General features: G+C 36.5%; 19 protein-coding genes. 12 read left to right on the forward strand and 7 right to left on the reverse strand.

Annotated elements, in window-relative coordinates:
* The first annotated feature begins 202 nt into the window (after positions 1 to 202).
* From EV201_RS13935 to EV201_RS13945, 3 genes are read left to right on the forward strand one after another with little or no spacing between them, the layout of a single operon-like run.
* Positions 203 to 1,039 (forward strand): alpha/beta fold hydrolase, encoded by an 837-nt coding sequence (locus EV201_RS13935; protein ID WP_130308258.1) that lies wholly within the window; start codon positions 203 to 205, stop codon positions 1,037 to 1,039.
* Positions 1,040 to 1,046: 7 nt separating this feature from the next.
* Positions 1,047 to 1,553 (forward strand): RNA polymerase sigma factor, encoded by a 507-nt coding sequence (locus EV201_RS13940; protein ID WP_130308259.1) that lies wholly within the window; start codon positions 1,047 to 1,049, stop codon positions 1,551 to 1,553.
* A gap of 16 nt (positions 1,554 to 1,569) precedes the next feature.
* Entirely contained in the window at positions 1,570 to 2,148 is a 579-nt protein-coding gene (locus EV201_RS13945; RefSeq protein WP_130308260.1) for a hypothetical protein, read from the forward strand.
* Positions 2,149 to 2,169: 21 nt separating this feature from the next.
* Here EV201_RS13945 and EV201_RS13950 read toward each other — a convergent pair whose 3' ends face one another.
* Both EV201_RS13950 and EV201_RS13955 read right to left on the reverse strand, forming a co-directional pair.
* Positions 2,170 to 3,174, reverse strand: a complete 1,005-nt coding sequence (locus EV201_RS13950; RefSeq protein ID WP_130308261.1) for an NAD-dependent epimerase/dehydratase family protein — start codon at positions 3,172 to 3,174, stop codon at positions 2,170 to 2,172.
* A gap of 73 nt (positions 3,175 to 3,247) precedes the next feature.
* A complete protein-coding gene (locus EV201_RS13955) occupies positions 3,248 to 3,658 on the reverse strand; it encodes an OsmC family protein (RefSeq protein ID WP_130308262.1) in 411 nt (136 codons plus the stop codon).
* A gap of 354 nt (positions 3,659 to 4,012) precedes the next feature.
* On the opposite strand from EV201_RS13955, the gene ileS reads away from it, so the two are divergent.
* The 3 genes from ileS to EV201_RS13970 all read left to right on the forward strand — a co-directional run bounded on the left by ileS (position 4,013) and on the right by EV201_RS13970 (position 8,674).
* Entirely contained in the window at positions 4,013 to 7,453 is a 3,441-nt protein-coding gene (ileS, locus tag EV201_RS13960) for an isoleucine--tRNA ligase (protein WP_130308263.1), read from the forward strand.
* Between the two features lie 37 nt (positions 7,454 to 7,490).
* A complete protein-coding gene (locus tag EV201_RS13965; protein WP_130308264.1) occupies positions 7,491 to 7,868 on the forward strand; it encodes a TraR/DksA family transcriptional regulator in 378 nt (125 codons plus the stop codon).
* 188 nt (positions 7,869 to 8,056) lie between these two features.
* Entirely contained in the window at positions 8,057 to 8,674 is a 618-nt protein-coding gene (locus EV201_RS13970) for a lipoprotein signal peptidase (RefSeq protein WP_130308265.1), read from the forward strand.
* A 72-nt stretch (positions 8,675 to 8,746) separates the two neighbouring features.
* Here EV201_RS13970 and gltX read toward each other — a convergent pair whose 3' ends face one another.
* Positions 8,747 to 10,273, reverse strand: coding sequence for a glutamate--tRNA ligase (gene gltX, locus EV201_RS13975; RefSeq protein ID WP_130308266.1), 1,527 nt, complete (start codon positions 10,271 to 10,273; stop codon positions 8,747 to 8,749).
* A gap of 207 nt (positions 10,274 to 10,480) precedes the next feature.
* On the reverse strand, positions 10,481 to 11,437 hold the full coding sequence (locus EV201_RS13980; protein ID WP_130308267.1) for an HU domain-containing protein: 957 nt from the start codon (positions 11,435 to 11,437) through the stop codon (positions 10,481 to 10,483).
* A 289-nt stretch (positions 11,438 to 11,726) separates the two neighbouring features.
* Between EV201_RS13980 and EV201_RS13985 the strand changes: the two genes are divergently transcribed.
* The 5 genes from EV201_RS13985 (at position 11,727) to EV201_RS14005 (ending at position 15,185) form a co-directional block, all read left to right on the forward strand.
* The gene (locus tag EV201_RS13985) at positions 11,727 to 12,503 is read left to right on the forward strand and encodes a radical SAM protein (RefSeq protein WP_130308268.1); all 777 of its coding nucleotides are present in this window, start codon (positions 11,727 to 11,729) and stop codon (positions 12,501 to 12,503) included.
* Positions 12,504 to 12,635: 132 nt separating this feature from the next.
* Positions 12,636 to 13,532 carry a hypothetical protein gene (locus EV201_RS13990; RefSeq protein WP_130308269.1) on the forward strand — a complete coding sequence of 299 codons (897 nt, stop codon included), beginning with the start codon at positions 12,636 to 12,638 and terminating at the stop codon, positions 13,530 to 13,532.
* Positions 13,533 to 13,573: 41 nt separating this feature from the next.
* Positions 13,574 to 14,032 (forward strand): hypothetical protein, encoded by a 459-nt coding sequence (locus EV201_RS13995; protein ID WP_130308270.1) that lies wholly within the window; start codon positions 13,574 to 13,576, stop codon positions 14,030 to 14,032.
* 113 nt (positions 14,033 to 14,145) lie between these two features.
* Positions 14,146 to 14,484 carry a CidA/LrgA family protein gene (locus tag EV201_RS14000; RefSeq protein ID WP_130308271.1) on the forward strand — a complete coding sequence of 113 codons (339 nt, stop codon included), beginning with the start codon at positions 14,146 to 14,148 and terminating at the stop codon, positions 14,482 to 14,484.
* Complete coding sequence (locus EV201_RS14005; protein ID WP_130308272.1) at positions 14,481 to 15,185, forward strand: LrgB family protein; 705 nt, start codon at positions 14,481 to 14,483, stop codon at positions 15,183 to 15,185. The genes EV201_RS14000 and EV201_RS14005 overlap by 4 nt, the downstream gene beginning before the upstream one ends.
* 74 nt (positions 15,186 to 15,259) lie before the next feature.
* Here EV201_RS14005 and EV201_RS14010 read toward each other — a convergent pair whose 3' ends face one another.
* The 3 genes from EV201_RS14010 to EV201_RS14020 form a co-directional block, all read right to left on the reverse strand.
* Positions 15,260 to 16,147, reverse strand: coding sequence for a hypothetical protein (locus EV201_RS14010; protein WP_130308273.1), 888 nt, complete (start codon positions 16,145 to 16,147; stop codon positions 15,260 to 15,262).
* A 149-nt stretch (positions 16,148 to 16,296) separates the two neighbouring features.
* Positions 16,297 to 16,764 carry a toxin-antitoxin system YwqK family antitoxin gene (locus EV201_RS14015; RefSeq protein ID WP_242610497.1) on the reverse strand — a complete coding sequence of 156 codons (468 nt, stop codon included), beginning with the start codon at positions 16,762 to 16,764 and terminating at the stop codon, positions 16,297 to 16,299.
* An 8-nt stretch (positions 16,765 to 16,772) separates the two neighbouring features.
* Entirely contained in the window at positions 16,773 to 17,144 is a 372-nt protein-coding gene (locus tag EV201_RS14020) for a carboxypeptidase-like regulatory domain-containing protein (RefSeq protein ID WP_130308274.1), read from the reverse strand.
* A 596-nt stretch (positions 17,145 to 17,740) separates the two neighbouring features.
* Between EV201_RS14020 and EV201_RS14025 the strand changes: the two genes are divergently transcribed.
* Positions 17,741 to 20,467: a TonB-dependent receptor gene (locus EV201_RS14025; RefSeq protein WP_130308275.1), complete on the forward strand. Its 2,727-nt coding sequence runs from the start codon at positions 17,741 to 17,743 to the stop codon at positions 20,465 to 20,467.
* The last annotated feature ends 65 nt before the right edge of the window (positions 20,468 to 20,532 follow it).

The raw sequence follows: 20,532 nt of genomic DNA on the forward strand, positions 1-20,532 counted from the left end.
GATATATAGATGATTTCATCGGAATATGCGGTTTATGTTTAGAATAAATATACTTAGGGAGTTAGGGGTTTGTGCTTTCATTCCAAGTTATATTTTGTTTTGAACATGTGTAATTAGAGGCACAAAATATTTTTTATCGAAAGTGTAACATTTCAATTGTTCTTGCATCAAAAAGGCAAACAAACAATTTAAATAAGAACTTATGAAGAAGATTACAACAACTATTACACTTTTAGTATTATTCAGTCTTAGTGTATCGGCAAATTTACAATCAATACAAGTTGAGGTAAAAGGAAAAGGTAAGCCCGTTTTGTTGCTGCCAGGTTTCACATGTACAGGTGATGTTTGGAATGAGACCGTAGCAGAGATATCAGAGACTAACGAATGTCATATTGTTACCTATGCTGGTTTTGGGAATGTTCCTGCTCTTGATACTTTGTGGTTGCAAACTATAAAACAAGATTTAGATATGTATATTGAGCAGAACAAATTTGAAGATTTATCGATTATAGGTCATAGCATGGGCGGAACTCTCGCTCTTTGGTTAGCTAGTGATAAAAAACACGATATAAAAAACCTATTAGTTGTTGACGCTTTACCTTGTATGGGTGCATTGATGATCCCCAATTACTCAAGTGAGACGATTACTTATGATACGCCATATGCTAGGAATTTATTAAGCATGTCTGATTCCGATTTTAGTGGAATGGCTATGAATTTTGCAAAGTTTATGTGTAAAAATACATCTAAACATGAACAGATCGCAAATTGGATAAAGATATCAGATAGAAAAACATATGTGCATGGTTATTTCGATCTATTAAAGATCGATTTGCGAAAATCGCTTTCTAAAATTGATATTCCAGTTAGAATATTGGCTGCAGCCAATCCATCAAAGAGTATGGTAGAAAATGCATATAATGAGCAGTATGCTCTTTTAGATAATAAAGACGTTATATATATTGAAAATTCAGCACATTTTATTATGTATGATCAATATGATGTTTATATTGAGAATGTAAAACAGATTCTAGAGTAAAGTAATTATGAGTAAAGATAAGATGTTTAATACCCTGTATAAGGATAATTATGCGACGGTATATCGATTGTGTTTATCTTATGTATCGGGGAATAATGAAATTGCTGATGACCTGGTGCAAGAGGTATTTGTTAAGATTTGGCAAAACTCAGATAGCTTTCGAGAAGAATCCCAGATAAGCACCTGGATATATAGAATAACCGTGAACACCTGTTTAATGCATCTTCGTAAAGTTAAGAAACTACAGGAGAGGTATACCGATGAAATACCTGACCTAGCTAATGACGATGAGGATGAGTTGAAGGTTGAAAAATTGAAGTTATTACGCTCATGTATGCACAAGCTAAATGAGATGGGTAAGATTTTGATATCACTCGTTTTAGAGGATGTTTCGCAGAAGGAAATTGCAGAGATAGTAGGCTTGACCAATGAAAATGTAAGGGTTAAGATTCACAGAAATAAAGGCAAGCTTTTTAAATGTATCAGCAGTAAGGAAATGCAAAATACTTTATAGATAATAGATAGAAATCATGAATAATTTTAAAGATATACAGTCGATTTGGGATAGTCAGGAAAATGATAACACAATTGAAATTCCTAAAACCCTGAGAAAAAAAATCAAAAAGGCTAACAGTGTAGTGAATGATAGTCATGCAAAAACTATCATTATTTTAGCGATAACAGCAATTTTAGTAACAGTGGGCTATTTCCTGATTATTAAGCAAGGCTCGCTTATAACAATTACAGGGCTAGTAGCTATGCTATTGGCTTTAATCGTAAGAATTGGAATAGAAGTCATGAGTTTAAATAGAAAAAAGAAGTTGGATGTTTTAGCTACGTCTAAGCACTTAGCTAAGGACTTGTCGAATTATTATATGTGGCGAAAAAGAATTCACAAGTTCCCAACTCTGCTTACAGTTTCAGCTTACATACTTGGTGTAGGTCTTTTATTTATTGAGTTTAGGGTACATCTTACATCTTTTTGGTTCAATTTCTTCTTGATGGAGTTTGTAGTCATAGCGATTGTCCTATTTTTCTTTATTCGAAAGAAAATAAGACAAGAGGTAAATTCTCTTGCAGAACTCATTGCGATGTACGAGGCAGAATAAATATTTAAGAAAAGTATTGGGCTATTGTGGAAAATACTTTACAGTATCTTCAATACTTTTCTTAATATCAATAAATTTAAAATCCAAAGTCTCCTTAATTTTCTGATTGGAGTAATAGGTGCAGTTGTGTGATGATCGAGCAGTGGCTTTAGTGAAGCTGGGTTCTTTAAATAGGAAAATCTTTTTTAAATAAGCCAGTCTCCAGGCAATTCCTGTTAAAAAGGGTGAAGCATATTTGTTTGGCTCCGGTAGGTTCAATGCTTTTGCAATCGTCTTGAAGATGAATTCGTAGCTGCAATTATCAGAATTCAGTAGAAAACGTTGATTTTTAATATCTGAATCCATAAGCTGAATCATAGCTTTACTGACATCTCTGACATCGACATAACCGGTAATGCCACGGGTAAAGTATTTCATGCCTTTAGCTACAGATGTGAATAGTAGTGATGATCCTTTGTGCCAATGACCTGGTCCCAATATGATAGAGGGGTTGACAATAACGGCATCTAATCCTTCTTCGATACCCCGCCAAACTTCAAGTTCCGAATTGAATTTACTCATCGAATAATCAGAGCGTTTATCTTCAGGACTCCAGGGTGTTGTTTCGGATACAACTTCGTCTTTTTCTTCGGGAGTCCCCAGCGCTGCAACAGAACTAACAAAGCAGAGTTTTTGAATTTTATGATCCAAGCAGGTATTAACGAGATTGCGTGTGCCTTCTACATTAATTCGTTTTATTTTTGCCTTATCAGCTTTTTTGAATGAAACAATAGCGGCACAATGATAGACTTTTGTGATGCCTTCGAGGGCATTTTCCAAAGACTCAATATCCAGCATATCACCATTTACCCATTCAATCTTATCAAAGAGTTCATCTGCAGAATCGGTATAATAGGAAAAGCATTCACGGACATCCAGTAAAGAGCTGTTTTCTCTTTTTAAGGCACGAATGCTTTCGCCTTTTTTTGCCAAATCGAAAAGTAAGTGTGAACCGACCAGACCGGTACCGCCAGTAACTAGAATCATCTTGTAAAATTAATGAGAAAACGGGAGTAGAGTTAATGAGCCGAAATGAACTCATTAACTCAAAATTCATTCACTATTTAGGCCAAATTATTTTAATGCTTTGCTTCATGTTTGGACTCACACTTAGTGGGACCGGACTTGTTCCTGCGACTGATTCGATGATTTTCTTTTCATCATCCGTGTAGGCTTTGTCAGGGAAAATAAATTCAGCAACCACTTCATCGACACGACGAGGATCAGCTGCCATTATTTTAGTAATGTTCAATTCTGTTCCAACAATATCGATATTGTTATCACGAGCCACAATGCCCATGATGGTCATAATGCACGATCCAAATGAGGTAGCCATCAAATCGGTTGGCGAAAAAGCTTCGCCTTTACCTTGGTTGTCAACGGGCGCATCGGTGTAAATTTTATTTCCCGATTGCAAGTGAATATTTTCAGTTCTTAGATCGCCTAAGTAGGTTGTTTTTACTGTTGTCATCGTATTATCCTTTTAATTGTAATTCCTATTATTCTTCAAGGAATTCTTATGAATTCAAAGCTAAATATATTTATTAATTTCGGATTATAAGTATTTTTCCCATTGAGCTTAAAATTTGTCCTTTAGCCAGCTCATTTGCATGCTCTTATTCCTTTGATTAAGTGTTGAGTATCGTTATCATGTCTTGTATTTTTTCTATATTTGTGAACTTTTGAGAAGAAGTATCGTATTCTGATTGATAATAATTAGGGCTAAACTGCAACTTATTTGGAGTTTGATTTAGTTGTGTCAATCAATTATTTTTTCTTAACCCGTTGATTTACGGGATGATTTGTTAAGTATCAAAATTAAAATATGAGCACAAAATTTCCAGATTACAAGAACTTAGATCTTTCACAGATCAATAAAGATGTCTTAAAAGAATGGGAAGAAAACAAGACTTTCGACAGGAGTTTAGAAACTCGTGAAGGAAATCCATCTTTTGTTTTCTACGAGGGACCCCCATCAGCAAATGGGATGCCTGGTATTCACCACGTGATGGCCCGTGCATTGAAAGATATTGTATGTCGTTATAAAACGCTTAAGGGTTTCAAAGTAGATCGTAAAGCAGGTTGGGATACCCACGGACTTCCGGTTGAGTTGGGTGTTGAGAAGGAATTAGGTATTACCAAAGAAGATATTGGTAAGAAGATTTCTGTTGATGAATATAACGAAGCTTGTAGAACAAACGTGATGAAATATACACGTGAGTGGGAAGATTTGACTTCGAAGATGGGTTACTGGGTGAATATGGATGAGCCATATATCACTTACGATAACCGTTATATTGAGACTTTGTGGTGGTTGCTTAAGCAATTATTCGAGAAGGGATTCTTGTATAAGGGCTATACCATTCAGCCATTTTCTCCGGCTGCCGGAACAGGATTATCAACTCACGAGTTGAACCAACCGGGCTGTTATAAAGATGTAAAAGACACAACGGCAGTTGGTCTGTTTAAGATTGAAAAAGACGCTAAGAGTGATTTCCTTTTCGAAGGAATCGACTGTGATGCTTATTTCATGGCCTGGACAACTACGCCCTGGACTTTACCATCGAATACGGCTCTAGCTGTTGGTCCTAAGATCACTTATGTGCGTGTGCGTACTTTCAACCCATACACAGGTAAGGATTGTGTTGTTGTTTTAGCTAAAGATTTGTTCAACAATTTCTTCGATACTAATTTGAAGGATGTTGAACTAAGCGAATATAAAATTGGGGATAAGAAAATTCCTTACAAGCCACTTTCAGAGTGCGTCGGAACCGATCTTGAAGGCATTCGTTATGAGCAATTATTGCCATGGGTGAAGCCTGAAGGTGATGCGTTCCGTGTCATTTTAGGTGACTTTGTAACCATTGAAGATGGTACAGGTATTGTTCATATTGCGCCTACTTTCGGTGCAGATGATGATAGAGTAGCCAAGGCAGCTGGTATTTCGCCACTTATCTTCCGCGATAAGGAAGGTAAAATGCAACCTATGGTTGACCGTACGGGTAAATTCTTCAAAATTGAAGAGTTGGATGAGGAGTTCGTAAAGAACCATGTAAATGTTGAGCTTTATGCACCTTATGCTGGTCGTTATGTGAAGAATGCTTTCGATTCTACTTTAACTGAGAAAGATCCTACTTTGGATGTTGATATTTCTGTTGACTTGAAAAAGAACAGTCAGGCATTTAAGGTTGAAAAGCACGTTCACAACTACCCACACTGTTGGAGAACTGATAAGCCAGTATTGTATTATCCATTGGATTCATGGTTTATTAAGACTACTGCTGTTCGCGATCGTATGATCGAACTCAACAAAACCATTAACTGGAAACCGAAATCAACAGGTGAAGGTCGTTTTGGTAAGTGGTTAGAGAACTTACAGGATTGGAATCTATCCCGTTCTCGTTACTGGGGTACACCTCTGCCTATCTGGGTTAGCGAAGACCGCAGCGAGATGAAATGTATTGGTTCTGTATCTGAGCTGAAAGCTGAGATTGTTAAGTCAATCGAAAAAGGATACATGAGCGAAAACATGCTTGAGAAATATGTAGATGGTGACAACACAAAAGAGAACTACGAGAAGTTCGATCTTCACCGTCCGTATGTTGATGATATCGTATTGGTGAGTGAGTCGGGACAGAAACTTTTCCGTGAGCTTGATCTTATTGATGTTTGGTTCGACTCAGGAGCGATGCCATATGCACAGCAACATTATCCATTTGAGAACAAAGAGGATTTCGATAAGAAATTCCCTGCCCAGTTTATTGCTGAGGGTGTGGACCAAACTCGTGGATGGTTCTTTACGCTGCATGCCATTGCAACAATGTGTTTTGATGGAGTCGCATTCGAGAATATCATCTCGAACGGATTGGTACTTGATGCAACTGGAAATAAAATGTCGAAGCGTTTGGGTAATGCGGTTGACCCATTCTCTACAATTGAGAAGTATGGTTCTGATCCATTACGTTGGTATATGATTACCAATGCTCAGCCTTGGGATAATTTGAAATTTGATTTAAATGGTGTTGAAGAAGTTCGTCGTAAATTCTTCGGAACACTTTACAATACATACAGTTTCTTCCAATTGTACGCTAATGTGGATGGATTTACCTATTCAGAAGCTGATGTACCAATGGAAAAACGCCCTGAGATTGATCGCTGGATTCTTTCTCTTCTGAACTCATTGGTGAAAGAAGTAGAGGAGTGTTACGAGGCTTATGAGCCAACTCGTGCGGGTCGTGCTATTCAGGATTTCGTAAATGAGAATTTATCAAACTGGTACGTTCGTTTATGTCGTAAGCGTTATTGGGGAGGTGACTATTCTACAGATAAGATTTCGGCTTATCAAACACTTTATAAGTGTCTTGAGACGATCTCTATTTTGGGATCACCAATTGCACCATTCTTTATGGATCGTTTATTCTTAGACTTAAATTCTGTGACCAAACGTTACACTGAGAATTCTGTTCATTTGGTAGATTTCCCAGCTGCTGACGAGTCTGTTATTGACAAAGCTCTTGAGGAAAGACAGGATATGGCTCAGAAGATTTCTTCAATGGTATTAGGTCTTCGTCGTAAAGTGAAGATTCGTGTACGTCAGCCATTGAGCAAGATTATGGTGCCAATTCTTGACGAAAGTATGATTCCTCAGTTGGAAGCTGTAAAAGGCATTATTCTTTCTGAGATTAATGTGAAGGAAATGGAGTTCATTACCGACACATCTGGTGTTCTGATTAAGAGAATCAAGCCTAATTTCAAGACTCTTGGACCTAAGCATGGTAAAATCATGAAGCAAATTGCTGGTGAGATTGCTAAAATGACTCAGGATGATATTGTAAATTTTGAAAAGGCTGCTGAATTCTCTATTGTTGTTAACGATGAGACTGTTGTCTTGACGCTTCAGGATGTTGAAATCATTTCGGAAGATATTCCAGGATGGTTGGTTGCGAATGAAGGTAAGCTAACAGTTGCCCTTGATGTAAACATAACTGAAGAATTACGTCAGGAAGGTATTGCTCGTGAATTTATCAATAGAATTCAAAACTTGCGTAAGGATAGCGATTTTGATGTAACGGATAAGATTACATTGGAAATTGCGATGCACGATGCGATAAATGATGCTGTTTCAACTCACAAAGATTATATTGGAAGTCAAACTCTGGCAGAATCAGTGAGTTTAGTTGAAAAAATAGACGGAGCAGATGCAAAAGAAGTAGAAATCGAGGCTGGAATCGAAACTTATATTCGAATTAAAAAGCTTAGTGTGTAATACTTTTTTTGTTATCTTTAGGATCAAATCCAAAATTATGACTGAAAAAAAACGCTATACAGACGAAGAATTACTTGAGTTCAAAGAATTGATTTCTCAGAAACTCGTAAAAGCTAAGAAAGACTATGAAACCTTGAAGGCTGTTATTTCTAATAGCTCGGGAAACGATATTGAAGATACTTCTCCTACGTTTAAAGTTCTTGAAGAAGGAGCATCAGTTTTATCGAAAGAAGAGGCTGGAAGATTGGCTCAGCGTCAAGCTAAATTCATTAGTCATTTGGAAGCTGCTCTAATTAGAATAGAGAATAAGAACTATGGTATTTGTCGTGAGACTGGTAATTTGATTTCTAAAGAAAGATTGCGCGCTGTTCCTCATGCTACGCTAAGCATAGCTGCGAAGAACAAGCAAGTCTGATAAAAATATAAGACACAGAAAATGATTGGGAGAGGAATCTTCCAATCATTTTTGTTTATATTCGGGGCTGTAAGTTATAAACGTGAAATTAGGCTTCTGTTTTGTAGGTAGTGATTTTGTTTTTTCAGATGATCTGAGTGATCACTCAAATAGTCCTGTCGTTGAAATATTAACATTAAAACAATAGCATGTCATTAATAAAAAAATCAGCACTCTTTATTGTTGTGCTTTTAATACTCGATCAGGTTTTTAAAATATGGATTAAAACCCACATGATGCTTGGTGAGGAATTCCCAGTATTTGATGATTGGTTTATCATTCATTTTATCGAGAATAATGGAATGGCCTTCGGGATGGAGTTGGAAGGTAAAATGGGTAAAATTCTTCTAAGTTTATTTCGTATCGTGGCAATCTGCGGTATTGGCTGGTATTTAAATGATATTTGTAAGAAGAAAGCGCCCAGAGGCTTGATTATATCTATTGGGTTAATCTTTGCCGGAGCTATGGGTAATATTATTGATAGTGCCTTTTATGGTATGATTTTTAACGATAGCTATTATCAGGTAGCCAGCTTTTTACCTGAAGCAGGAGGCTATTCGTCATTCCTACATGGTAAGGTTGTTGATATGTTATATTTCCCTTTAGTTGATGGGAATTTTCCATCATGGGTTCCATTCTGGGGAGGTGATCATTTTGTGTTCTTCCGTCCCGTATTTAATGTCGCGGATTCCTATATTACGATTGGGGTCACCTTAATTCTTCTTTTTCACAAGAAATACTTTGTACAGGAAATATCTAAGAAATAGATTTTTTGATAAATGCATAAAAAAATAGCCTTGGAGATTCTCCAAGGCTATTTTTGTTAGTTATTGATTGTGTTACAGTGTTTCACATGCAAAATCAATTCGGGATAAAGTTTCTTCTTTACCCAATAACTCAATAATATCGAACATATGTGGACCTTTTCCAGCACCAACCATAGCCAACCGGAATGGATTCATAACCTTACCAAAGCCAATTTCTTTAGCAGTAATCCATTCTTTTACGATAGCTTCGGTATTTGCTGAAGAGAAGTCAGAAATATCAGTCAGGATTGTTTTTAGCTCTTGCATTAATTCCGGAGCATCAGCTTTCCAGGATTTCTTGGCTGTTTTGGCATCAAATTCTTTTGGAGCTTCGAAAAAGAAATTCACTTGCTCCCAAAGTTCGGCGATAAAATCAACGCGATCTTTTACCATAGCACAAATACGTTTCACCTTGTCCTGATCGGCTTCAATCCCTTTCTCTGCAAGGACTTCCTGAGTGAAAAGCTGACCAATTTCATCATCCGATTTAGCCATTAAGTATTGGCGATTGAACCATTTTGTTTTCTCTGGATCGAATTTAGAACCTGACTTGCCCACTCTTTCCAATGAGAAAGCTTGTGACAATTCTTCCATAGAGAAGATTTCTTGTTCTGTTCCCGGATTCCAACCTAAAAAGGCAAGCATATTGATAAATGCTTCAGGAAAATAACCATCTTCACGGTAACCCGATGAAATATCCTGTGATTTTGGATCAGTCCAAAGCAATGGGAATACAGGGAATCCAAGTTTATCACCATCGCGCTTGCTTAGTTTACCTTTTCCAACGGGTTTAAGAATAAGAGGAAGGTGAGCAAATTTTGGCATCGCAGCTTCCCAACCCAGTTTTTTGTACAATAAAACGTGAAGAGGCATAGAGGGTAACCACTCTTCGCCACGAATAACGTGAGAAATCTTCATCAAATAATCATCAACGACATTAGCCAAATGATAAGTTGGCATGCCGTCTGATTTGAAAAGAACTTTATCATCAAGAGCCGAAGTGTTGAATACAACTTGCTGTCTGATTTCATCTTCAAGATGAAGTTCTTCATTTACAGGCATTTTGAAACGAACCACATAAGCCTCTCCTGACTCCAGTTTAGCTTTAACCTCTTCAGCACTTAAAGCTAATGAGTTGTTCAACTGACCACGAGTTTCAGAGTTGTAGGTAAAGGTTTTCTTTTCCGCTTCATATTCGTTACGAATAGCATCCAATTCTTCAGCAGTATCAAATGCGTAGTAGGCATCACCTGAAGCGATCAGTTTTTCAGCATACTCGCGATACAAAGGTTTTCTTTCAGACTGACGGTATGGGCCATATTCCCCACCAACAGTAGCACCCTCGTCAATCGTAATACCACACCATTTCAGGGCCTCAACAATATAATCTTCAGCACCTGGAACATAACGGGTTTGATCGGTATCTTCAATTCTTAATAGAAATTCGCCACCATGCTTACGGGCAAACAGATAGTTGAAAAGGGCTGTTCTCACACCTCCCATATGCAATGGTCCTGTTGGACTAGGGGCAAATCGAACTCTGACTTTATTATCGCTCATGATTTTATCCTTATAATATTTTAATTCCTGACGACCAGGTTTGATAATTCAAATTTTGACAAAGATAACAATTATTGTATCATCTGTGTTCGCTAATATGGAGCTTGAATGCTCTATTAAAGAAATATTTGACTTCGATTTTCTGGAAATAAGAAAGGAGCTCCTTTTTAAAGAAACTCCTTAGAAATATTTTAAAACAGATCGTTGTTATTTTTGTAGAACCCAACAAGATGCATTGGGGTTTCTTTGTAAGACTTTTTTTCGGAATCGATCGGCTTCTTTCTTTGAGTTGAATTTGTTTAGAGCAACTGCATAGAGGTTTTTATTCTTAATAATCTTTGCCGGATATGAGTTGGCTTCAATAACAGTTTTCAAGATCTTAGCGTTCTCGATATTTGAAAAACTTCCTGCGATTAAGTAATATTTACCCTTAATCGATTTATTTTTAATGGCAGCCTTCGGTTTTGCATAAATGATTCGAGGCTCAAAACTAACCAACTCGTTTGCTGGAGAGATTCTATCATTTTGGCTAAGCAGTTTTGTTTTCTGTACGTCAGGTCTGCTCTCCATCACACTGAAAGAAGCTGAAGCCTGATGTTGATTATTATTCAGATTAACCGGAATAAGTGCCAAACCTAAAAAGAAAGGAATGGTAACTGCAGCATAAACTTTACGTTTTAGGCTAACCCGTCCCCAGAAATTCTCCTTAATGATAAGGGAACGAACCTGAGGGTTTTCCTGGATGACCTGATCAGGAAGCTCAAAACTCTCCATGCCGAACAAATCTGCAAGAAAGTTGATGTCTTTAGCCGGTTCAAATTGCAATTTATGGCGTTTGTTGTAAAACAATTCCCCTAATTCACTAAATATGACCCTTTCGTTTCTGCGTAAACGGACACTAACATCTTCGATATAAAGTTCAATTGATCGTTTTGCTTCAGAATAAGTTAGTCTCTCCTCTTCAGCTAAACAATTAATAAGTAATCCATCGTTCTGTTTTAGATTTCGGTTGAAACTAACAGCCTTTGATGGAGGAAGCATCTCATTGGTGAGAGGATTCTCTTGAGCCGGACAATAGTTGGCTACAAAGCCACCTAAGCCAGGAAGAATCACACAGTCGTGAATGAATAATAAATCCTTTATATATCTTGATATTTCTAGCATAAAAGCAAAGATAAAAATTCTAGATTCTAATTAAAATTGAATACCAACAGAAATATACTAAAAGCTTAGTAATCAAAAGTAAAAAAATGAAAGTTTTTTTTAATAGAAATTGAAACACACCTTTCTGCTGATTTATTATTTAATGACTCTGATTGTTTCATTATAAGTAGGATATGGGCTGTCTTTTAAGACTTCGGTATTATTGATGATTCTTTGGTTTAAAATCAGTCCGTGTGGCTTGTCATATGGCAATATTTCCATAGCTTTGCTTCTCTAAAATTCAAGATGTATGGCAACTTTTCTTTTTGATAAAATCATTTTTGGTCCTGTAAAGAGCAGACGTTTGGGTGTTTCTTTGGGAATTAACTTACTGCCTAACGATAGTAAGTTATGTAGTTTCAATTGTATTTATTGTGAGTGCGGTTGGAATCCGGAGAAAACCTTTAAGGTCGACTTTCATCCGAGATCTGTTGTAAAAGAAAGGCTTGAGCAAAAGCTTAATGAAATGAAAGAGCAAGCTGAGGCTCCGGATGTGATCACTTTTGCAGGAAATGGCGAACCTTGTATGCATCCTGAGTTTGCAGGAATTATTGATGACACCATTGAGGTTAGAAACAGAATATTTCCTAAGGCAAGAATTGCAGTTCTTTCTAATGCCACAATGATTCACAAGCCTGATGTTTTTGATGCATTGAATAAGGTTGAGGATAATATCCTCAAATTGGATGGGGGAAAAGAACAAACCATTATCGATTTGGATCAGCCTGTGGGAACGTTTAATTTGGAACGAACAGTTGATTTGTTATCAAAATTCAGTGGAAATCTTACTATTCAGACTTTATTTATAAAAGGTGAATATAATGGAAAGTCTATTGATAATACTTCGCAGGAAGAAATTGCCTTATGGTTGGAACATCTGAAAAAAATTCAGCCGCGTGAAGTTATGATTTACACCATATCCAGAGACACACCTGTTGATACACTGCAGAAGGTTGATCTTCCAGAATTAGAGAGGATTGCCAGCTTGGTTGAACAGGCCGGATTTTCTACGCAAATCAGTGGTTAGGTTGATTATTGATTAAGAATTAATCTGTATTTTTTATGAATCACTAAAAAATACAGATTAGGAATTGAAATATTGAGATAAATGGCTTAGTTTTATTGGATTGAAATTATAATGCCAATAAACTATTCTACTATGCTCAGATTTAGCATTCGATTGTTCTATTTTTTTATATTCTTGGGTTTCACATTTGTTTCGACAGCCTGTCAAAATAAAACGAAAGCTGATACTTCCAAAGCGCAGGAATTAGCAGTAAATACTCAGAGTTTAAAGAAGGTCAAGAATATTTTCTATAATGTTCCATCACCTGTAGAGGTGACTGATATTATTCAGAAAATGAATCTTCCTTACTACCCCGATTTATTAAACCCAAGTACAAATTCAGATAATTATTTGACCCAAGCTAACAAAGCTTTGAATATGGGGGTTTACGGTGCTGACCTAAGCTATATTCGCATTTATGAACAATATCAGGATGCAGCTAAGTTTTTAGTGGTTGTTAAGAAGTTTACTCGTGATCTGGGAATACCGGAGGAAGGAGAAAGGGCCATTTCTAAGCGTTTGGAGAAGAATATACAAAATCAGGATTCCTTATTAAATATCATTACTGAGACTTTCACGGATTCGGATAGTTACTTGAAGGAAAATCGTAGAGGAAGTACAGCAGCCCTTATTATTTTTGGTGGTTGGATAGAAACTTTATATTTGGCCACGAATATCATCGATATTAATTCACCTCAGGACGAATTGTTGAAATTGATTGTTGAGCAACGTTATTCTGTGAAGAATTTATTGGCTCTTATGAAGCAGTTTGATGATGAAAAACGTGTTCAGGATTTTTTACCTGATTTGGAGCTGTTAAATAAAAAATTCAAAGAAATTGGTCAAACTAAGTCGGGAAGACCGAAATTGGTTTCAAAGAAAGGAAAGGCTGTCATAGGAAATAAGGTGAAACTTAACCTGCCTCCCAATATATTGAAAGATGTGAAGACTATTAATGACAGAATTCGAACTCGAATTACTGAATTGTAGAGTTGTTTAATAAGTCTTAATGATAAAAAATATTCTTAAGGATGAGTAAAATTTACAGATATATAATTTTATTAATAGCATTAACTTGTGTTTCGAGTTTTGCCTTCTCGCAGTGCAACGAATTTACCAAGAAGGATTGTATTCCTTTGTTAAGCCCATATACCTTTAATGGACAATTGAATAATACAGTTTTATCTGAAGGAGAAACGGCAGAACTTCAATTAACTTTTTACGCTGATCAGGAATATCGTATTTTGGTTGCCGGGGAAGATCAGTTGGGTCAGATTAGATTTCAATTGTTGGATGTGGAATACAATGTTTTATACGACAATAAAGATGAAGATTATACTAAGGTATGGGATTTCTCCGTGGAAAGTACGGATGATTTTATTGTTAGAGTTATGGTCGATCAGAATATGAACCCTGAAGATACTGAAAGTGGTTGTGTTTCCATGTTAATCGGATTTAGGGCCTTTGGTTCCCGAACGCTTTTTAAGTAAGAATGAAACTATAGTAAATTAAGCGGTTTTTTACATTTGAAGAATCCACCTTTTAGGGGTGGATTTTTCTTTTTTTAAGAACTTTGTAAATAGAGATATGACTACTTTTGGGAATGATTTTAATAAAACAAATTGCCATATTTTTAGGCTTATGGTTTTTAGGTGAATTGATATCCTTCTATGGTCATCTGCCGCTTTCAGGGAGTATCATTGGGATGTTATTGCTTGTAATTGGCCTGGAATTAAAGCTGATTAAAACTGAGGATATTAAAGTAGTGGCCAATTTTCTACTCAATAATATGGCCATGTTTTTTATTCCTGCAGGTGTTGGTATTATGTGCCATTACCATGTGTTGAAACAGGAGTGGTTATCCATATCAGGTGCTATAGTTATAAGTGCTCTTCTGGTTCTTACAGTTGTCGGGTTAATCATGAAAAAACGAATCCGATGAAAGAACTATTGAATTCTCCTCTCGTACATGTGAGTTTGACCCTTGCGGTTTATATTTTTTCTAAAAAGATGCAGTTGAGATATAAATCACCTCTTTTGAATCCAATTTTACTCACCATTGCGGTGGTGATTGCTTTTCTTCTTTTTACGGATGTTGACTATAGAGATTATGAAAGGAATACACAAGTGATCAGTTTTTGGCTGGCTCCTTCTGTTATTGCTTTAGGTTATGCCTTATATAGTTATTTAGAAGAAATTAAGGCTGATTTCAAGAAGATCATTGCCTCAATGCTAGCTGGAAGTCTAACGGGTATTGTATCAGTATGTATGATGGCTTATTTATTAGGCGCCTCAAAGACGACTTTAATTTCTTTGGCTTCCAAATCGGTAACAACTCCAATTGCGATTGAGGTTTCCAAACAAATGGGAGGCATCCCTTCATTAACCGTTGCATTTGTAATTGCAGTCGGCATATTTGGGGCTATATTCGGTCAAACGTATTTGAAGCTATTGGGTGTTAAGGATCCAAAGTCAGTGGGGCTCAGTTTGGGAGCCACGGCTCATGCCTTGGGAACAGCCAGTATTAGCGAACGAGGTCCTGATTTCAGTGCCTTTGGCGGTTTAGGTATGGCTCTGAATGGGGTGTTGACAGCTATATTAGCACCTTGGGCTATTAAACTATTACTTCTAGTACTCTATTGATCAGAAACATGTAGATATAAAAATGCCATACCTCCGGATTTAGAATCTGGAGATATGGCATCTTGTTTTTTCTTTTATTTCAAACTGAAGGTAGCATTCCCAATATGAACACCTTCAGAAAACAAGTCCAAAGTATATTCACCTTCAATCAAGCTGTCATCATTATCCCAGAAGATTGAAACTTCAAGTTCATCACCTTCAAACTCGATATCACGTTTAGCTGAGTAGGCCATTTGCGCATTTTCATATTCAAACAGCAAGTTTTCAGGATTACTTAGAACCACTTCATCCGGACGAGAGATTCGAACATAAATTGTTTTTATCCCGGGTGTTATTGTGATGTTTTTTCTTAAGGTAAAACTTGTTTTAAGTTTTTCTGTTTTAGATATTTTCTTAACGGTTCTCCCTTTTCTATTGATTGGTTCGCATACAATTTGAGTTGCATCAAGGGCTGAAGCTTTAGAGATAAGCTCCTTCATGTTTTTGGTCGTGCTTTCCAATTTTTCGTTTCGTTCTTTTACCCATGAAATTTGTTTTTTGACACGAATGTTCTCAGCACTGAGTTCTTTGTTTTTGCTGTTTAAAGAGTCAATCTGAATCACATAGCTACGAAGCACGCCCTTAAGTGTCCCAATTTCTTTTTTGTATTTGTTAATTTCGAAATATGAATTATTTCTGAATACTCTCATTCTTTCTAATAATTCGTCAATCTTTTCCTTCTCAGTAACTAATAATTGGTTAAGGGTGTCGTTACTTGTTTGTAGTGAGTCGTAATTTTGAGAAAGGACCTTTAACTCATTCTCTAAATCAGTTTTCTCAATTTTAATTTCGGCTATGTATTGTCTGTTCTCTCTATATGTCTTCAAGAATAAGATAGAAACGGTCAGTAGGATAACTCCTAGTGAGATTAGAACGATTTTATAAATCTTGTCTTTCTTGGCTGTCTGCAAATCTGTACTCATCTAAATTATTTTAATCGTTTATGATGGCATCAAATTTAATAGTTTTTACTCTTTTAATACAATGGATGTGTTCTAAAAACAGAAAAAGCCGCCTAATCTTTGATCAGACGACTTTGGAGTACTACTAAAACCCCAACTATATAATGAAATTAAAATTTGCGTTCTTTTATGAGTGTTCCTTCTTCATTCCAAATTAGCCATGTCCCTATTTTTTTTCCCTCATCATATTCCATTTCATACCTTTTCACACCATTGGCATCCCAGATGTACCACTTGCCATGTTTTTTGTTTTTCTTGTATCGTGCTTCGGCAATTTTCACGGATTGATTATTCCATGTGATCCACGTGCCATCCATCAAACCTTTGACGTAGGAGCGAACTTCCTGAATTTGTTCATCCTGAAAGTAGAGGGTGATTTTTCCATCTCGTTTCCCTTCAGTTAAGTTCATTTCAATTCGCTTGTTCCCATTCTCGTAAAACTCGGTATAGGTTCCCGTATAGAGATCGCCCTCAACGCTGTAATACAAGCCTTCAATTTCTTTTATCGACTGTGAGAATGATTGCATGCTAAGCATACAAATAAAGAAACACAGCATTAATCCTAATCTATTTTTCATCTTCAGTCTTAGTCTTTTTTAAGTACCAAACGAATGACATTTTTAGGACCACTCACATTTACATCTTTTAATTTGTTGTCGGCGTACGAAATGTAGTTCGATAAAATATTGTATTTACCCGGCACCACATTATTAATCTTAAAATTGCCATCGAAGTCGGTGTAAAATGTTTCGTTTGAGCCTTCGAAACGAATTGCAACACCAGCCAAAGCTTCTCCGGTTTCATTATCTAAAACAATGCCCGAAAGGCTGGTTGTTGTTAATGTTGAGATTTCAGTTGTCTCCGTGTTTTTGTCACCCTTTGGAGTTATCACATTTACAGCCTGGCTGATTAGTCCTATAAAAAGGAGAGCAGTGATTAAGAATACGTTTTTTTTCATGATTTGTGTATTTAAAGTTTTGTATATAATGCTGATTTTGTTCGAGCATTGTTGATTTTTAATTTTGCCTTAATCTCTTTGGAATTAATGCGCTTTGTTTTCATGACCAAAAATAAAGGAAGCATTATTTGGAATGATTAAAAGAAACTTACCAATATGTTAAGGAATAATTAAGATGCTGTTTTTACGTCTTCTAATTAGAGTTGAAATAAGCGAATAACCTTTATTTACAGGCTTAGTGTGAGGTTTTGCTTTCTCTTGTTTTTTGAATTATATGATTAAATGATCACAAAAACCAATATTTGGTTTCTTTCATCAATTGGGTGACGATGGGATGAATTTACATTCGATTTATTCCTGTAAGTCTCGGTTTTTCTCATTGTTAGGATCGTTTTAAACCTGATTCCCACTCCGGGTCATTAATCTGAAATTTAGTTTTACTTAACAAATGACATTCTCCTAATGTTCTCTTAACATCAAGCTTTTGTTTTGTTGATTTTCGTTTAAAATGAATTTAACATGCTTGTCGTCTTTCTTGCCTAAAATCGCATAGTGAATGAAAAATAGAAAGAACGTATAGACTTATTATTAAAGAAATGACAAAGCAAGTATTCTTAGTTTTATTATTGAATATATCTTTTTTAGGGCTGTTTGCTCAACAGACAAGTATTACCGGAAATGTGAAAGATGTGAAGCTTGGAGAGACCCTGATTGGGGCTTCGGTTTATGTGGAGGGGACAACAATTGGAACTGTTACCGATTTTGATGGGAATTACACATTAAAGAACATTCCTGTTGGCACTATCAATTTAAAATGCTCATTTATTTCATACGAGACTGTTACAAAGAAGAGTATTACATTAAGTGAAGGTGATATTCCGGTTATCAATTTCGAAATGGGGGCTTCTTCAGTCGAACTGAACGATGTGGTGGTGATTGCAAAAGCCAAGCGGGAATCAGCGCTTGTTTTATTAATGGATCAGAAAAAGTCGGCAGTGATGAAACAATCCATTGGGGCACAACAATTAGCCACTCAGGGAATTTCAGATGCTGCATCAGCCGCGAGTAAGATTACAGGTGTTTCCAAACAAGAAGGGAATAAGGGTTTGAGTGTTCGAGGCTTGGGAGACCGATACAACACAAGTAGTTTAAATGGTTTGCCATTACCTTCGAATAATGCCGAGTATAAAAATATCGAACTGGGTTTATTTTCAACCGATATCATCGAATTTATCGATGTGGAAAAAGTTCCAACAGCCCATTTGTATGGCGACTTTGCGGGTGCAAATATCAATATTGTTTCAAAGGTGCATTCCGGAAAGACATTTTTAAAGCTTGGTTTAAAAACCGGATACAATCTCAATTTGGCAGATGCCGATAAGTTTTACTTGGGTGATGGTCCCGGAGCTTTCGGTTTTGACAATTTCAATTACCCTCAGGATTTGAGCACTTACAATTTTGAGACCCATTGGAATCCGGAAGAAAAAACAGTTTATCCGAATATGGAATTTAAACTGTCAGGAGGTAAAACTTTCACGTTTGAGAATTCAGAATTAAATGCCTTTGCCAGTTTATCTTTCGATAATGAATATAGCTACAGCGATTATCTTGAACGTAAAGTGAATGGGAGTGATTATGTGAGAGCTGATGTGAAAGGTGAAAAGTATAATTACACAACTCAGTCAACAGGTATGTTGAATCTGAATTACAACTGGAAAAAGAATAAGCTCTTTTTCAATAGTATTTTGCTAAACACGTCTGATCAGATGCTCAGAGAAGTGAGAGGGACTCTTTTTGATTTGGCGGAAGTGGGGGCCTTGGTTCGCCGATCAGAATATGAAAGAAATACAGTTTGGGTGAATCAGCTTTTAGGCAAGTATGAGTTGAAAGAAAAAATGGGGCTGAATTGGGGAATCGCTTTTAATAAGGTGAATAATATCGTCCCGGACAGGAAACACAATACCATGGAAAATGGGACAGATTCTGAAAAATATTTTGCAACCAATGATCAGGCCAACAACAATCGTTATTTCCACGATTTGATAGAGGACGAATTGGCTGCAAATTTAAGTGTCGATTATCAATTTGGTGAAGGTTTCGCTGATGCAGATTATAAAGGGAGATTGACCTTTGGCTACTCAGGTAAATATAAAACGCGAGCTTTTGAAGCCACACAATTCAATCACAAAATTAAGGAGAATCGTTTAGTGAATGTGGATGATATCGATTCGTATTTTAATAATGATAATTTGCAAAAAGGGCTATTCGATCTTAAGGTTTTATCAAGCGATTTTGTTATTCTTTCAACTTACGATGGCGAACAGGTGATAAATGCTGGGTTTGCTAGCCTGGAATATAATCTGAGTCCACGTTTATTGGCTTTACTTGGTGTTCGTATTGAGCATGTGTTTCAGAAAATTGAATATAAAACAGCACTGGGCAAAGGCAAGGAAGATTTTAATGAATTGAACGTACTGCCTAGTTTGTCTCTAAAATATGCCTTGAATGACAGATCGAATTTACGATTTGCTTCAGGTATTACCTACACCCTTCCGCAGTTTAAAGAGTCGGCCTTATTCCTTTTCGAAGGAATTACGGATGTGACAGTGGGAAATCCATATCTCACCCCGTCAACCAATTACAATGGTGAGATAAAATGGGAGTTTTTCCCTAAACCAAGCGAGTTGATATCAGTTGCTGCTTTTGGGAAATATATTGTCGATCCCATCAACAAATTTGTTCGTGCATCGGCAGGGAATGAATTTACGTATGCCAATACGGGCGATTGGGCTTATCTCTACGGAGTGGAGCTTGAAGCGAAAAAAGATATCATGACTTTAAGCTCTGAACATTCGACCAAGAAGTTCAACCTGTCAGCGAATCTGACATTGATGGACAGCAAGCAGGAGTTGGATCAGGATAAAATTATTACACAAACCAAAGGGCAGTTTAATGCCAACTTCAATAAAAAAGAGGAAAAACTGCAAGGAGCAGCACCTCTTATTGCCAATGCGAATATGACTTATAAATATACCTGGGCTGAGGGCAAAAAATCAATAACGTCCAGCTTAATTTATACGTATGTATCAGACCGCTTGAATTTGATAGGTTATTCCAGCTTGGGAAATCAGGTGGATAAGGGCATGCATACCCTTGATTTTGTAATGAAATCGAAAATTAAGCAATGGGGACTGAGCTTATCGGCAAAGAATATTTTGAATCAGGATATTGAGAGGAAACAAGAAAATGCGAGCCGTGACTGGATCGTGAAATCATATAACAAAGGGGTGGAATTAAGTGTGGGTTTATCCTATACATTCTAAATAAAAGAAGCTTTAGAGCTTGATCAATTGTAAATATTATATCCATTTTATAATCTAATTAAAAA

It is taken from the genome of Ancylomarina subtilis, from assembly GCF_004217115.1.
Lineage (GTDB): Bacteria > Bacteroidota > Bacteroidia > Bacteroidales > Marinifilaceae > Ancylomarina > Ancylomarina subtilis.

What these genes read in the sequence shown, in the direction of transcription:
- EV201_RS14025 (WP_130308275.1), top strand. Translation starts at nt 17,741, where the DNA reads ATGACAAAGCAAGTATTCTTAGTTTTATTATTGAATATATCTTTTTTA.
- EV201_RS13970 (WP_130308265.1), top strand. Translation starts at nt 8,057, where the DNA reads ATGTCATTAATAAAAAAATCAGCACTCTTTATTGTTGTGCTTTTAATA.
- EV201_RS14010 (WP_130308273.1), bottom strand. Translation starts at nt 16,147, where the DNA reads ATGAGTACAGATTTGCAGACAGCCAAGAAAGACAAGATTTATAAAATC.
- EV201_RS13955 (WP_130308262.1), bottom strand. Translation starts at nt 3,658, where the DNA reads ATGACAACAGTAAAAACAACCTACTTAGGCGATCTAAGAACTGAAAAT.
- EV201_RS13935 (WP_130308258.1), top strand. Translation starts at nt 203, where the DNA reads ATGAAGAAGATTACAACAACTATTACACTTTTAGTATTATTCAGTCTT.
- EV201_RS13945 (WP_130308260.1), top strand. Translation starts at nt 1,570, where the DNA reads ATGAATAATTTTAAAGATATACAGTCGATTTGGGATAGTCAGGAAAAT.
- EV201_RS13950 (WP_130308261.1), bottom strand. Translation starts at nt 3,174, where the DNA reads ATGATTCTAGTTACTGGCGGTACCGGTCTGGTCGGTTCACACTTACTT.
- EV201_RS13995 (WP_130308270.1), top strand. Translation starts at nt 13,574, where the DNA reads ATGAGTAAAATTTACAGATATATAATTTTATTAATAGCATTAACTTGT.
- EV201_RS14005 (WP_130308272.1), top strand. Translation starts at nt 14,481, where the DNA reads ATGAAAGAACTATTGAATTCTCCTCTCGTACATGTGAGTTTGACCCTT.
- EV201_RS14000 (WP_130308271.1), top strand. Translation starts at nt 14,146, where the DNA reads ATGATTTTAATAAAACAAATTGCCATATTTTTAGGCTTATGGTTTTTA.
- EV201_RS13985 (WP_130308268.1), top strand. Translation starts at nt 11,727, where the DNA reads ATGGCAACTTTTCTTTTTGATAAAATCATTTTTGGTCCTGTAAAGAGC.
- EV201_RS13990 (WP_130308269.1), top strand. Translation starts at nt 12,636, where the DNA reads ATGCTCAGATTTAGCATTCGATTGTTCTATTTTTTTATATTCTTGGGT.
- ileS (WP_130308263.1), top strand. Translation starts at nt 4,013, where the DNA reads ATGAGCACAAAATTTCCAGATTACAAGAACTTAGATCTTTCACAGATC.
- EV201_RS13940 (WP_130308259.1), top strand. Translation starts at nt 1,047, where the DNA reads ATGAGTAAAGATAAGATGTTTAATACCCTGTATAAGGATAATTATGCG.
- gltX (WP_130308266.1), bottom strand. Translation starts at nt 10,273, where the DNA reads ATGAGCGATAATAAAGTCAGAGTTCGATTTGCCCCTAGTCCAACAGGA.
- EV201_RS13980 (WP_130308267.1), bottom strand. Translation starts at nt 11,437, where the DNA reads ATGCTAGAAATATCAAGATATATAAAGGATTTATTATTCATTCACGAC.
- EV201_RS14020 (WP_130308274.1), bottom strand. Translation starts at nt 17,144, where the DNA reads ATGAAAAAAAACGTATTCTTAATCACTGCTCTCCTTTTTATAGGACTA.
- EV201_RS14015 (WP_242610497.1), bottom strand. Translation starts at nt 16,764, where the DNA reads ATGAAAAATAGATTAGGATTAATGCTGTGTTTCTTTATTTGTATGCTT.
- EV201_RS13965 (WP_130308264.1), top strand. Translation starts at nt 7,491, where the DNA reads ATGACTGAAAAAAAACGCTATACAGACGAAGAATTACTTGAGTTCAAA.